The following is a 12621-nucleotide window of genomic DNA, read 5'->3' on the forward strand; positions in this document are numbered from 1 at the left end:
CCCTGTAAGCTCGTTGGCGCCATGGATGGCGCCATCGAGCTTACAGGGACGTACTTGCAGCGTCCCCTGCATGGCCCACCCGCCCGGCCAAGCACGGCTTTTGATTCAAGCGACCAACCACGACGGGCTCAGCCGTTCGCCGCCAACTCCGCATCCAGCGCATGCAGGCGATCAACGGTCCCGACATCGGTCCAGCGCCCGCGATGGTGCTGCCCCGTCATCAACCCCTGTGCCATGAAATGCTTCTGCAACGGCACCACCGAAAACTTCGGTGGCACACGCTCGCTGCCCGGTGCCTCTCCGATCACCGCACGCCAATCGGCCACGATCGACGGACGATAGACGCCGATGCCCGCATAGGTCAGGCACGGGCCTTCGCGGTCATGGTGCAGTACACCGTGCGCGTCCAGCCGGTAGTCGCCATTGGGGTGCTGCGCCGGGTTGTCGACCAGTACCAGATGCGCTTGGCCGGCCGGTTCACGCGGCAGCGTGGCGAAATCGAAATCGGTCCAGATATCGCCGTTCACTACCAGGAACGGATCGTCCCCCAGCGCCGGCAATGCATTGAGGATGCCGCCACCGGTTTCCAGCGGGGTATCGCCTTCGTGCATGAAATGCAGGCGCAGGCCCCATTGGCTGCCATCGCCCAATGCGGCCGGGAACTGCTCGGCGAGCCACGCGGTGTTGATCACCACGTCGTGGATGCCGAGCGCAGCCAACCGCTCCAGATGCCACGCGATCAGGGGTTTGCCGGCCACTGCCAGCAGCGGCTTGGGCGTGTGCAGGGTGAGGGGGCGCATGCGCTCACCCAGGCCGGCGGCGAAAATCAGTGCCTTCATCGATGCGGCCTTCAGCGCTGCACGCGCATCGGCGCGGCCAACTCGGCCAGTGCCGGTTTGATCCGCGTTTCCAGCAACTGCTGCAGGGGCGCTAGTTCGCGATAGCGCGGCAGCACTTCATCGAGGTAGGCGATGAAGCGCGGCGCATCGTCCAGGTAGTGGCCCTTGTTGTCGCGATAGCGCAGGCGGCAGAACAGGCCGAGGATCTTCACGTGGCGCTGGATGCCCATCCAGTCGGCATCGCGCAGGAAAGTGGCACGGTCGGGTACCGGCAGGCCGGCATCGCGTGCGCGCTGGTGATACTGCGCCAGCCATTCGTCCACGCGCTGCAGCGGCCAGCTCAGGAAGGCATCCTTGAACAGACTTACCGCGTCGTACGCGATCGGGCCACGCACCAGGTCCTGGAAATCCAGCACCGCCGGGCCGCCATCCACCGGCATCAGGTTGCGCGGCATGTAGTCGCGGTGGGTCATCAGCTGGGCCTGGCCCAGCGCGTTGTCCATCAGCCGACGGTGCACCAGCTGCAGGCCTTCGATCTCGCCGCAGTCCAGTTCAAGGCCAAGATGGCGCTGCAGGAACCACTCGTCGAACAGGCCGGCATCACGCTGCAGCAGCGCTTCGCCGAACTGGCCGAAATCGGCCGGCACCGGAATGGCCTGCAGGCGCAGCAGCTGATCGATGGATCGGCTGAACCACGCGTCGGCATTGCGTTCGTCGAGGATCTTCGCCAGCGTCGGGCCGCCCAGGTCTTCCAGCAGCAGGAAGCCGGCGTCGAGGTCCTGGGCAAGCAGGGCGGGCACGCGCAGGCCGTGATCGTGCAGCAGGCCGCGCATGCGCAGCCACGGCGTGGGGTCTTCCAGCCCCGGCGGGGCGTCCATCACGATGTGGCTGCCGCGCTGGCTGGTGGTGCGCCAGTAGCTGCGCATGCCGGCGTCGACCGAGGCGCGTTCGACCACGGTGTTGCCGTCGTCAAGCTGGGTACGGGCCCACTGCAGGCGCTGTGCGCTGCGCTGGGGATCAGAGGCGGGTTCGGTCATGCAGGCATATCCGGGCGCGCCGGGCGCGCCAACGTCGGGGGCAGAATGAGAAAAGAGAGGGCGGCTCAGCGGCGGCCGCTGAACAGGCGCAGGATCGCCAGCACGACGACCGCACCCAGCACCGCGCCGAGGAAGCCGGCCGGTTCACCGGGCGCGTACCAGCCCATGTACTGGCCGAACCAGCCGGCCAGCAGCGCGCCGATGATGCCCAGCACGATGGTCAGCAGGCAGCCCATGCGGTTGTTGCCGGGCATGAAGAAGCGTCCCAGCAGGCCGACGAAGAAGCCGACCAGGATGATGTAGAGCCAGCTGGTGCTGCCAAACAGACCGTTCATGCGATCAGTGCTCTGGAAGGTTGGACGCAGCCTAGCAAGGCCGGGCTGCGTCCGTCACTGCGTGCTGGATCAGCAGCAGCCGTGGTCGCCGTGGCGGGTGCCGCTGTCGGCGGCCACCGGCGAACCGCTGGTCTCGCCACGCAGGCTGGCCGCGTAGTGCTCGCTGATCACCTTGGACACGCACGCGGTGACCTTCTTGCCCATCGGGATGTGCAGGAACTCGTTCGGGCCGTGGGCATTGGAGTGCGGGCCGAGCACGCCGGTGATCATGAACTGGGCGCCCGGGAACTTCTCGCCCAGCATGCCCATGAACGGGATCGAGCCGCCTTCGCCCATGTACATCGCCGGCTTGCCGAAGAAGGTCTGGCTGGCATCGTCGATGGCCTTGGTCAGCCAAGGTGCCATCGCCGGCGCGTTCCAGCCGGTGGAGGCCTTTTCCAGGTCCAGGGTGACCTGCGCGCCGTTCGGCGGATCGCGCAGCAGCGCTTCCTTCAGCAGTTCGCCGCAGGTTTTGCCATCGGCAGTGGGCGGCAGGCGCAGCGACAGCTTCACTGCGGTATGCGGCCGCAGCACGTTGCCGGCCGATTCCAGCGGCGGCATGCCGCCGATGCCGGTCACCGAGAGGGCAGGGCGCCAGGTGCGGTTGAGCACCAGCTCGGTCAGGTCGTCGTTCATCGGCTTGAGGCCATCGACCAGCGGGAATTTCTCGAAGATCGCGGTGTCGACCACGTCGGCGGCACGCTTGGCCTGTTCCAGGCGCTCGGCCGGGATCTCCACGTTCATGCCGTCGATCAGGATGCGGCCGGTGTCCTGGTCCTCGATGCGCGACAGCAGCTGGCGCAGCAGGCGGAAGCTTGACGGCACCACGCCGGAGGCATCACCGGAGTGCACGCCTTCGTTGAGCACCTTCACCGAGAAGTTGCCGCCGGTCAGGCCGCGCAGCGAGGTGGTGCACCACAGCTGGTCGTAGTTGGCACAGCCCGAATCCAGGCAGACCACCAGCGACGGCTTGCCGATGCGGTCAGCCAGATGGTCCACGTAGGCCGGCAGGTCGTAGCTGCCCGACTCTTCACAGGCTTCGATCAGCACCACGCAGCGGGCATGCGGCAGGCCCTGGGCCTGCAGTGCCAGCACGGCGGCCAGCGAGCCGAAGATGGCGTAGCCGTCATCGGCACCGCCACGGCCATACAGCTTGTCGCCGCGCAGGACCGGGGTCCACGGGCCCAGGTCGTCGTCCCAGCCGGTCATCTCCGGCTGCTTGTCCAGGTGCCCGTAGAGCAGGATGGTGTCGTCGCCGGTTTCGGCGCCGGTAGCCGGAATTTCCAGCAGAATCAGCGGGGTACGGCCTTCCAGGCGCACCACTTCGACCTTCAGGCCGGGCAGGTCCTGGGCCTTGGCCCAGCTTTCCATCAGGGTGACCGCCTGCTCCATGTAGCCGTTCTGCACCCAGTTGGCGTCGAACATCGGCGACTTGTTGGGAATGCGGATGTAGTCGACCAACTGCGGGACGATTTCGCTGTCCCACTTGTCATTGACGAATTGGCCGAGCTTGGCGCTGTCCATCTGAAACTCCGGTTGCATGGCTGATCCGCCCATTCTACGCCTCGGCCAAGGGTAGGGTTTTCCCTACATCACGTCGGGTATTTGGCTGGCTTTTAGAAATCCGTGAACCCTATACGCTGTGTGCATGTGGTGACGGACACTGTTTCGACCGACGGGATTGCCGGTCGGGACGGTCAGAACCACAAGGAGATACACGTCGTGCCTTGGTTTGTCGTGTTAAGGGCGCTGGTGCTGGGAATGTGGATCGCGGGAGCGCAAGCTGCCGAGCCGATCGACATCAACCGGGCCGATGCCCAGGCGCTGCAGCAGGGATTGACGATGGTCGGGGCCACCAAGGCTGCGGCGATCGTCGAGCACCGGCGCAGACACGGCCCGTTTCACCGCGTCGAGGACCTGACGCAGGTGAAGGGGATAGGGACATCGATCGTCGAACGGAATCGACGACGGATCACCGTTGGCAACACGATGTTGCCTGCGGATCCGGTACCCGGATCGGTACCGGTGCGAACCGTACCCAGGCGCTGACAACAGGAATCGTCGGAATCTGCAGGATGCAGGTTCAATGGCTGCGGACAGGATGGCTGCAGCCGCCGACCGTCGCAGGGATGCGGCACCAATCACCAGGATGGTGGCATCACAGACCTGTGGAAGGGGCTGAGATACAAACAGGACAGACGCGGCCGCGTGCAGGATGCAACGCCGCCCCCGCTTCGCAGGATGCGAGGGGGTGGCAGCAGGCCGACAGGGACGTGACGATTGCCCGGTACGACACATGGCTGTGTCGCCGGGCAATTTCTTTTGGCGCGGCTGCGACGTGCCCATGGTGTACGGTGGGGCCTTCGCATGGAATGGAACCTGCTGGATGCGCCTGCACCGTTTGACCTTGATGCTCGCCGTGGCCTTGGCACTGCCGTGCGCCGCACAGGCGGCCGCCCCCTCCAAGCCTGTCGTGGCCACGACTTCCGAAGTACGCGGGCCGACCGACCTCAAGCCGGGCGAGTACCTGTGGCATCCGGAAGTCTCGCCGGCCGGTCCGATCGTGCTGGTGGTGAGCCTGGATGAGCAACGGGCTTACGTGTACCGCAATGGCATTGCCATCGGCCTGACCACGATCAGCTCGGGCAAGACCGGCCATGAGACGCCGACCGGTGTGTTCACCATCCTGCAGAAGGACAAGGACCACCGCTCCAACCTCTACAACAGCGCACCCATGCCGTACATGCAGCGGCTGACCTGGGACGGCATCGCCCTTCACGGCGGCAGCCTGCCCGGGCATCCGGCCTCGCATGGCTGCGTGCGCCTGCCGCAGGCCTTCGCCCAGAAGCTGTTCAGCGAAACCAAGCGCGGCGATACGGTGGTCGTGGCCGATGCCAAGAGCGCGCCGATGACGCTGGCCTATCCGGCGGTGCTGGCGCCGGTGAATGCACGCGGCCAGGCCCTGCCGGAAGGCGAGGGCGGTGCTCCCGACAAGGCCTGGTGGGATGATGCGGCCGCACCCAGTGGCCAGGTCGGCATCCTGGTCAGCCTGCACGACCAGCGCCTGTACGTGCTGCGCGATGGCGTGATGATCGGTGAGTCGCCGCTGAAGGCCGACGCGCTGCCAGCGTTCCAGGGCACCACCCTGTTCGTGATGGGCCAGGGCTACAGCGATACGCCCAGCCCGCTTGATGCACAGCAGCGCCTGCACCAGTGGACGGCCTATCCGCTGCTGGGCCAGGACCGCGCCCAGGCCACGCCGGACCTGCTGGCCACGCCGTCGTTGCCGATGGCCCTGCCGGCCGATTTCGCCCGCCAGCTGTACCAGGTACTGGTGCCGGGCACGACCCTGCTGGTGACGTCGCTGCCGGCGGTGCGCCCAAGCGCGGCTGAATCGGGAATGCAGCCGGTCTTGGAATCAGAGCCGCCAGCGTCCACCCTCAAGGGATCCTGAGACCTCCCTACGTGCCCATGTCTGCTTCCCGCCTGTGCCGGCTGGCCGCCCTTGGCCTGCTGGCAACCACTGCCAGTGCCCCGGCCGGGGCACAGACGCCCATTGCCGCCATCAGCGCCGATGACCTCGCCGCGCAGCTGGCACGCACCGCGCCCAAGGCGGACCGTCGGGTTCTGCAGTTGGCTGCCCACGCCATGCGCTGCGCACTGCAGCGGCCGGAGCTGGGAGTCAGCAGTGAACGCCTGAGCGTGATCGATTACTCGCGGCCGTCCACCGAGCCGCGGATGTGGGTCTTCGATCTCGCCCGCCAGCGGCTGTTGTTCGAGGAGTGGGTGGCGCACGGCCGCAACAGCGGCGAGAACCGCACCGAACATTTCTCCAACCGCGATGGCAGCTTCATGTCCAGCATCGGTGCGTTCACCGCGCAGGAAACCTACATGGGCGGCAACGGCTATTCGCTGCGGCTGGCAGGGTTGGAGCCGGGGTTCAACGATCGTGCACGCGAGCGCGCCATCGTCATCCACGGTGCGCCGTATGTGAATCCGTCCACTGCGCAGTTGCAGGGGCGGTTGGGGCGCAGTCTGGGCTGCCCGGCGGTGCGGTTGTCGGTGGCCAAGCCGCTGATCGACGCGTTGCGAGGCGGCACGATGGTGTTTGCGTACTACCCCGACAAGGACTGGCTCAAGCACTCACAGCTGCTGGGCGGCGATTGCGGTACGGCTGCGGGTCTTGCAACGCGTTGATGCGTTGCGGCGCGCGGCATGATGCAATGCGCGCATGAACATCGACTCCCTGTTGCAGACCCCGAGCCAGGTGATTTCCAGCCTGGACTACCGCCGCGAACGCTGGCGCAACGGCCTCGGTTGGACCCGCGAGATCCTGCGGTTGCCAGCGCAGGGCGATGATTGGGCGTTGCGCCTGTCGGTGGCCGAGATCGAGCAGGACGCCGCGTTTTCCGCATTCCCGGGCGTCGAGCGCGAACTGGTGCTGCTGCAGGGCAATGGCGTGCGCCTGCGTTTCGAGGACGGCCGCGTAGCCGAGGTGCTGCCACCGCATGGGCGCGTGCGTTTTGCCGGTGAGGCTGCGCTGCACGGCGAGCTGGTGGACGGCACCACTCACGATTTCAACCTGATGTGGAAGCGCGGACTGCTGCAGGCCGAGCTGCTGCATCGTCCACTGGTCGGGCCGATGTTCTTCTTCTGCGAGCCGGGCGTGGCCTGGGCGCTGCACCTGTTGGGCGGGCAGGCCACGTTCGGCGCGGACAGCGGATTGCCTGCGATGCAGGCCGGCGATACCGCGTGGTTGGCCGCCGGTGAGCGTCAGCGGCATGCATTGCAGGGCGGCGGCGAGTTGTTGGCGATACGGGTGAGCGCGGCGGGCGGCTGAGCCAGCGTCGGCGCCCGGAGGCAATCATCCACGCATGGCGTGGATCTACTGCAGCATGGTTGTCACCTTGGATCCGCGTAGATCCACGCCATGCGTGGATGCGGCAGCCGATATCGCAGGTGCGGACAAGGGATCGCCGCCAGCCGTTCAGTAGATCCACGCCATGCGTGGATGCAGCAGCCGATGCCGCAGCAGGGTGCGAACAAGGGATCGCCGCCAGCCGTTCAGTAGATCCACGCCATGCGTGGATGCGGCAGCCGATATCGCAGGTGCGGACAAGGGATCGCCGCCAGCCGTTCAGTAGATCCACGCCATGCGTGGATGCGGCAGCCGATGCCGCAGCAGGGTGCGAACAAGGGATCGCCGCCAGCCATTCAGTAGATCCACGCCATGCGTGGATGCAGCAGCCGATATCGCAGCAGGGTGCCAACAAGGGATCGCCGCCAGCCGTTCAGTAGATCCACGCCATGCGTGGATGCGGCAGCCGATGCCGCAGCATGGTGCGAACAAGGGATCGCCGCCAGCCGTTCAGTAGATCCACGCCATGCGTGGATGTGGCAGCCGATATCGCAGCAGGGTGCGAACAAGGGATCGCCGCCAGCCGTTCAGTAGATCCACGCCATGCGTGGATGCAGCAGCCGATGCCGCAGCAGGGTGCCAACCAAGGTTCGCACCCACCAAGAGGCAATTCGCCCCAAACGTTCGCTCAATACACGTCGCGCCGGTAACGACCGGCCAGCAGCAGCGCTTCCTTGCCGTCGGCACCGAGCACCTGCTCGATCACCGCATCCACTGCCGGGGCCATGCCCTGCAGGCTGCCGCAGATCAGGATCGTCGCGCCGTCATTGACCCACTGCCGCAGCGTGGATGCTTCGGCCAGCAGGCGATCCTGCACGTAGCGATGTGCGCCGCCATCACGGCTGAATACCGTATCCAGGCGGGTCAGCGTGTCGTTGCCGAGCATCGCCTGCAGTTCATCGCCGAAGTGGAAATCATGCGCGGCCGAGCGTTCGCCGAACAACAGCCAGGTGCGGGCACCGCCAATGAGTGCGCGTTCGTGCAGGTGCGCGCGCAGGCCGGCGATACCGGTGCCGTTGCCGATCAGCAGCAGTGGAGCATCAGCGGCGACGCCATGGAAATTCTCGTTGCGGCGCAGGCGCATCTGTACCGGCCCGCCGATGGCGGCGTGGTCGCACAGCCAGCCACTGCCGATGCCCGGCGTGCCATCGGCACGCAGCTGTCGGCGCAGCAGCAGTTCCACCGCGCCGTCGTCCATCACCGAGGCGATGGAGTATTCGCGATGTGGCAGGGGCTGCAGGGCCGCCAACAGCCCAGGCAGATCGCCTGCTGCAACCAATGACGGCAGGTGCGAGCGCGCAACGCGGGCGAGCAGCGTAGTGCCGTCGTCCAACACGGTGTCCGCGTCGAAGCCCTGCGTCTGCAGCCAGTCGCGCGTGCTCTGTTCGGCATGCTGCGGACCGACCTCGGCGATGTCACCGGCCTGCCACTGCGCGCCGCTGCCGGTCGGGGGCTGCAGGCGCAGCCAATAGACCGGACCACCGGCGCTGCCGGGGTTGAGGTGGGTACGCTGCAGCAGCGTCCACGGCTGGTACTCGGCCGGTGTCCAATCGGGAAGTTCGCTCGCGCCGCCGCCGAGCTGGCCAAGCAGTTGCTGCCAGTGGCGCAGGGCAGCTGGATCGGCGTTGTCGACTTCAATGGCATCGAACAGCGGATGTGCTCCGTGCTGGCGCAGCCAGTCATGCAGCTGGTGGCCGAACGCGCAGAAATGCCCGTAGCTGCGATCGCCCAGTGCGAGCACCCCGTACTGCACGTGCTGCAGCGGCGGCTGCGTGCTCATTACCTTGCGCAGGAAGGGCAGGGCGTGGTCGGGTGCATCGCCTTCGCCGGTGGTGCTGACGATGAACAGTACACGCGCGCTGCCCGCCAGCAGGGTGGCATCGACCTCATGCAGACCGCGCAGGCGCACCGGCATGCCGGCCGAGCGCAGAGCCTGCGCACTGCGCTCGGCCAGTTCGCGGGCGAAGCCGGTCTGGCTGGACCAGACCAGCAGCATCGGTGGGTTGCCGCCTTCGGGCGTGTCGTCGCGCGGACGGCTGCGCCACCACAGCACGCCACACGCCAGCAGATACAGCGCAGTGGCGGCCAGCGCGATGCCCCATTGCCGGGCCGGCGGTGCACCCTGCCACCACGCTTCGCCCAGGTGCAGACGCAGCAGTGCCCCGCCGATCACGGCCAGCAGGGCCAGCACCATGACGTTGCCAACGGTCGCGCGCGGGAAACGCATGCTCATCCAGCCTGCTCATCCAGCAGCTGCTGGAAGGCGCTGCTGAGGGTTTCGCGTGGGCCGGTGGTGGTGCGTTCCAGATAGCGCGCGGCCAGCCCCTCGCGCTCTGCCAGCGCGATGCCTGCGTCGCGGCCGAGCACGGTCAGCGCGGTGGCCCAGGCGTCAGCATGCATCGCGTCGCTGGCGACCACGGTGACGGCGGCTGCGACCTGCCGTACCGGCGTGCCGCTGCGCGGGTCGAGGCTGTGGCTGTAGGCCACGTCATCGTCGTGATAGTGGTGCCAGCGATCGCCGGAGGTGGCCACCGCCTTTCCGTCCAGCGCCAGGACACGCGGTGGCGTATCGGTGTGGGCATCTTCTTCCGGCGCCGACTCCACCAGCACGCGCCACGGCTGGCCGTCGGGCTTGCGGCCGTAACCGGCCAGTTCCCCACCGACTTCAATCAGTGCGGCATCGACACCCTGGCCGCGCAGCCAGGCGGCGACGTGGTCGACGCCGAAGCCCTTGGCGATCGCCGAAAGATCCAGCTCCAGGCCACCGGGCTGCAGCAGCGCATCGTCCTGCCAGTGCAGGCGCTGCCAGCCGCAGCGTGCACGGGTTGCCTGCAACGTGGCGGCATCGGGTGCGCGCCGTGCGCCGGCATGGGCGCCGAAGCCCCACAGCGCCACCAGCGGGCCGACGGTGGGGTCGAACGCACCGCCGCTGGCTGCAGCGATGGCCTGCGCGCAGGCCAACACATGGCGTGTTTCGATGGGAAGCACGAGGTACTGGCCTGCGTCGGCACGGTTGTAGCGGCTCAGGTCGGAACCCGCTTCCCAGGTGCTCATCTGTGCGACCACTTCATCCAGACGTGCCTGGATGCCAGCATGCAGTGGATGCAGGTCGCGCTGGCGCGGTACGACCAGCGACACGCTCCAGGTGGTGCCCATGGTGGTGCCGCCCAGCCGGGCGATGTCGAGTGCGGTAGAGGTCATGGGCATGCGTGGCAGGCTGCGATACCAGGGCGCGCCTGGTATCGCAGCGCTGTCTTTACTGCGGCAGCACTTCCAGCGTGGCGACGTAGCTGAGGCGGCGCTTGGCGGCCTGCTTGACCGAGGTCTTCTTGTCCTCGGTGCCGGTTTCCAGCCAGTACATGCCGGCTTCCGGCCAGGTCACCTTGATCTCGCCCTTGGCGTCGCTGGTCAGCTTCTGCTCGTCCTGCGCGTTGCGGTAGCGGGTGCCGCCGCGCACGATCTCGAACTCCAGGCCTGCGGTCGGCTTGCCGTCGACCAGTACGCGGAAGGTGGCTTCCTCGCCGGCGAACAGGTCGTTCGGGTGACCGACGGCCACCAGTTCGATGCCGCGGTTGGTCGGCTTCAGCGCGGTGTCGTTCGGCGCCCCGTTGGTGACGAAGGTCTCCACGCGGCCGACCGACTGGCTCACTTCCAGCTTCTTCGCATCCTTGGGCAGTTCGCCGAAGGTAGCGGCGGTACCGCGCCAGCGCTTGCGCTCGCCGTTCAGCTCATAGGTGGCCGACAGGCCGTCGTTGACCGAGGCGATGCGGTAGGTGCCCTGCTGCTTCAGCTCGACGTCGAACACGCTGCGGTACTTGCCGGTGGCCGCGTTCTGCGCCTGCACGGTGCTGCCGTCCGGGGCGGTGATCACCACCGATTCCAGGCGCAGCGGCACGTGATTGAAGTAGAACAGGTCGTTGGAGACCGCACCGTCGACGGTGATCCACGGCGCGTTGCCGGCGATCACGGTCTGCGAGGGCAGCAGCCAGGCCTTGTGGGCCAGGGCAGAGAAGGGAAGGGCAGCGGCCAGAGCGGCGGCGAGGACGAGCGTGCGCTTCATGCGGAAGACTCCAGGGTGATTGATGGGGTCAGAGCCCTTCCTGCGGAAGTGATCCGACCCCTGGGGTGCTGCGATGGGGGCGGATCCCTTTCCAGCGGAAAGGGCTCTGACCCCGGCTCAGGCAATTACGGTTTGACGGCGAGGGTGACCTGGCCCAGTTCGGTGGCGCCCTGCGCGCGGCCGTTCTGTGCGGCGGTGGCCGGCCAGGTGAAGGGAATCTTCAGCAGTTCACGGCCGCCGACTTCGCGCACCGCTTCCACCACCAGGGTGTAGTTGCCCGGGGCCAGCTGCTTCAGTGCGGGCTGCTTGTCGTTGAACGACAGCGCGTGCTTGCCGGCCGGGCGGGTCGGGCCGGTCACGCCGTCCACCGGCACCTGCAGGGTGCGGCCGCTCTTGCGCCACCACTGGCGCAGGTCGGGCAGCCACTTGGTGCCATGGCCTTCGCTGTTGCTGGTCTGCTGGTACCAGACCGACAGATTGGCGGCGACCTTCTGGTCGGCGCCTTCCAGCCACACCGCCACATACGGGCGGTGGTACTCGGCCACGTTGAGCTTGGGCACTTCGACGTTGATGTCGAGGGTGGTGGCGTAGGCCGGCGAGGTGGCCAGCAGGCCGCTGAGGGCGATGGTCAGGGTGACGCGCATGGGGCGGCTCCGGAAGAACGGATGGAAGTCACGGTGGAAGTCAGTGGATCAGCAGCAGGGCGATCAGCAGCGGGATCATCAGGCCCAGGCCGACCAGTGGCCAGGTCATGCGTCGCTGCCGCGCATGCAGGTGCAGCAGGAACAGGCCGGTGATGCAGAACACCAGGCAGGCGACGGCGAACACATCCAGGAACCAGCCCCATGCGGGGCCGGCATTGCGGCCCTTGTGCAGGTCGTTGAGATAGGACACCGCGCCGCGCGAGGTGGATTCGTACTCCACCGCGCCGGTTTCGCGGTCGATGCTCAACCAGGCGTCGCCGCCGGGGCGTGGCAGTGACAGATAGATTTCCTCGGCCGACCATTCGGCGGGTCGACCGCCGATGGAGATGCCCAGCTGATCGTCGAGCCATTGCCGGGCCGGGCGTGGCAGCGGTGCATTGCCGTCCTCGCGGGAGCCCAGGCCGCCGAGCAGTTCGGCCGGCAGTTCCAGGTGCTGGTTCTGCACCTGTGGCTTGGCCTCGATCTTTGCTGCATGGTTCAGCGTCAGACCGGTCACCGCGAACAGCAGCATGCCGATCAGGCAGACCGCAGAGCTGATCCAGTGCCACTGGTGCAGGGTACGCAGCCAGAAGCCGCGGCTCTGCTGCTGCTGCACGGTGGAAGATGCGGGACGGCTCACGGCACGGTTCGGGACGGATGAATACTGGCCATTACATCATTGATGAGAATTGCTCGCAATTAGATGTCGT

13 protein-coding genes are annotated in these 12621 nt (G+C 67.1%); 4 read left to right on the forward strand and 9 right to left on the reverse strand.

The window, feature by feature from the left end; translation table 11 throughout:
- Window positions 1–128: 128 nt before the first annotated feature.
- The 4 genes from murU to BW38_RS13085 all read right to left on the reverse strand — a co-directional run bounded on the left by murU (window position 129) and on the right by BW38_RS13085 (window position 3774).
- Window positions 129–839 (reverse strand): N-acetylmuramate alpha-1-phosphate uridylyltransferase MurU, encoded by a 711-nt coding sequence (gene murU, locus BW38_RS13100; RefSeq protein ID WP_032975826.1) that lies wholly within the window; start codon window positions 837–839, stop codon window positions 129–131.
- A gap of 11 nt (window positions 840–850) precedes the next feature.
- Window positions 851–1876: a phosphotransferase gene (locus BW38_RS13095; protein ID WP_032975827.1), complete on the reverse strand. Its 1026-nt coding sequence runs from the start codon at window positions 1874–1876 to the stop codon at window positions 851–853.
- A gap of 65 nt (window positions 1877–1941) precedes the next feature.
- The gene (locus BW38_RS13090) at window positions 1942–2211 is read right to left on the reverse strand and encodes a GlsB/YeaQ/YmgE family stress response membrane protein (RefSeq protein ID WP_025874000.1); all 270 of its coding nucleotides are present in this window, start codon (window positions 2209–2211) and stop codon (window positions 1942–1944) included.
- 69 nt (window positions 2212–2280) lie between these two features.
- Complete coding sequence (locus tag BW38_RS13085) at window positions 2281–3774, reverse strand: M20 family metallopeptidase (protein WP_032975828.1); 1494 nt, start codon at window positions 3772–3774, stop codon at window positions 2281–2283.
- Window positions 3775–4011: 237 nt separating this feature from the next.
- On the opposite strand from BW38_RS13085, the gene BW38_RS0120600 reads away from it, so the two are divergent.
- From BW38_RS0120600 to BW38_RS13070, 4 genes are all read left to right on the forward strand, one after another.
- Window positions 4012–4299: a helix-hairpin-helix domain-containing protein gene (locus BW38_RS0120600; protein WP_051562335.1), complete on the forward strand. Its 288-nt coding sequence runs from the start codon at window positions 4012–4014 to the stop codon at window positions 4297–4299.
- Window positions 4300–4636: 337 nt separating this feature from the next.
- Window positions 4637–5704 carry a L,D-transpeptidase gene (locus BW38_RS13080; protein WP_032975830.1) on the forward strand — a complete coding sequence of 356 codons (1068 nt, stop codon included), beginning with the start codon at window positions 4637–4639 and terminating at the stop codon, window positions 5702–5704.
- A gap of 17 nt (window positions 5705–5721) precedes the next feature.
- Window positions 5722–6447 carry a murein L,D-transpeptidase catalytic domain family protein gene (locus BW38_RS13075; RefSeq protein WP_025873996.1) on the forward strand — a complete coding sequence of 242 codons (726 nt, stop codon included), beginning with the start codon at window positions 5722–5724 and terminating at the stop codon, window positions 6445–6447.
- A 34-nt stretch (window positions 6448–6481) separates the two neighbouring features.
- The gene (locus BW38_RS13070) at window positions 6482–7090 is read left to right on the forward strand and encodes a HutD family protein (protein ID WP_032975832.1); all 609 of its coding nucleotides are present in this window, start codon (window positions 6482–6484) and stop codon (window positions 7088–7090) included.
- 706 nt (window positions 7091–7796) lie between these two features.
- Here the strand turns inward: BW38_RS13070 and BW38_RS13065 are convergent.
- The 5 genes from BW38_RS13065 to BW38_RS13045 all read right to left on the reverse strand — a co-directional run bounded on the left by BW38_RS13065 (window position 7797) and on the right by BW38_RS13045 (window position 12551).
- Window positions 7797–9401 (reverse strand): sulfite reductase subunit alpha, encoded by a 1605-nt coding sequence (locus BW38_RS13065; RefSeq protein ID WP_032975833.1) that lies wholly within the window; start codon window positions 9399–9401, stop codon window positions 7797–7799.
- Window positions 9398–10369: an FAD:protein FMN transferase gene (locus BW38_RS13060; protein WP_032975834.1), complete on the reverse strand. Its 972-nt coding sequence runs from the start codon at window positions 10367–10369 to the stop codon at window positions 9398–9400. Before BW38_RS13060 ends, BW38_RS13065 begins: the two co-directional genes overlap by 4 nt.
- A 55-nt stretch (window positions 10370–10424) precedes the next feature.
- Window positions 10425–11228, reverse strand: a complete 804-nt coding sequence (locus BW38_RS13055; RefSeq protein WP_025873992.1) for a DUF4198 domain-containing protein — start codon at window positions 11226–11228, stop codon at window positions 10425–10427.
- A gap of 125 nt (window positions 11229–11353) precedes the next feature.
- Window positions 11354–11872, reverse strand: a complete 519-nt coding sequence (locus BW38_RS13050; protein ID WP_032975835.1) for a DUF2271 domain-containing protein — start codon at window positions 11870–11872, stop codon at window positions 11354–11356.
- Window positions 11873–11912: 40 nt separating this feature from the next.
- Entirely contained in the window at window positions 11913–12551 is a 639-nt protein-coding gene (locus tag BW38_RS13045; protein WP_032975837.1) for a PepSY-associated TM helix domain-containing protein, read from the reverse strand.
- Window positions 12552–12621: the final 70 nt, after the last annotated feature.

Origin of the sequence: Stenotrophomonas sp. RIT309 (genome assembly GCF_000632045.1) — a bacterium.
GTDB lineage: Bacteria > Pseudomonadota > Gammaproteobacteria > Xanthomonadales > Xanthomonadaceae > Stenotrophomonas > Stenotrophomonas indicatrix.

What these genes read in the sequence shown, in the direction of transcription:
- BW38_RS13095 (WP_032975827.1), bottom strand. Translation starts at nt 1,876, where the DNA reads ATGACCGAACCCGCCTCTGATCCCCAGCGCAGCGCACAGCGCCTGCAG.
- murU (WP_032975826.1), bottom strand. Translation starts at nt 839, where the DNA reads ATGAAGGCACTGATTTTCGCCGCCGGCCTGGGTGAGCGCATGCGCCCC.
- BW38_RS0120600 (WP_051562335.1), top strand. Translation starts at nt 4,012, where the DNA reads ATGTGGATCGCGGGAGCGCAAGCTGCCGAGCCGATCGACATCAACCGG.
- BW38_RS13075 (WP_025873996.1), top strand. Translation starts at nt 5,722, where the DNA reads ATGTCTGCTTCCCGCCTGTGCCGGCTGGCCGCCCTTGGCCTGCTGGCA.
- BW38_RS13070 (WP_032975832.1), top strand. Translation starts at nt 6,482, where the DNA reads ATGAACATCGACTCCCTGTTGCAGACCCCGAGCCAGGTGATTTCCAGC.
- BW38_RS13080 (WP_032975830.1), top strand. Translation starts at nt 4,637, where the DNA reads ATGCGCCTGCACCGTTTGACCTTGATGCTCGCCGTGGCCTTGGCACTG.
- BW38_RS13090 (WP_025874000.1), bottom strand. Translation starts at nt 2,211, where the DNA reads ATGAACGGTCTGTTTGGCAGCACCAGCTGGCTCTACATCATCCTGGTC.
- BW38_RS13050 (WP_032975835.1), bottom strand. Translation starts at nt 11,872, where the DNA reads ATGCGCGTCACCCTGACCATCGCCCTCAGCGGCCTGCTGGCCACCTCG.
- BW38_RS13055 (WP_025873992.1), bottom strand. Translation starts at nt 11,228, where the DNA reads ATGAAGCGCACGCTCGTCCTCGCCGCCGCTCTGGCCGCTGCCCTTCCC.
- BW38_RS13085 (WP_032975828.1), bottom strand. Translation starts at nt 3,774, where the DNA reads ATGGACAGCGCCAAGCTCGGCCAATTCGTCAATGACAAGTGGGACAGC.
- BW38_RS13065 (WP_032975833.1), bottom strand. Translation starts at nt 9,401, where the DNA reads ATGAGCATGCGTTTCCCGCGCGCGACCGTTGGCAACGTCATGGTGCTG.
- BW38_RS13060 (WP_032975834.1), bottom strand. Translation starts at nt 10,369, where the DNA reads ATGACCTCTACCGCACTCGACATCGCCCGGCTGGGCGGCACCACCATG.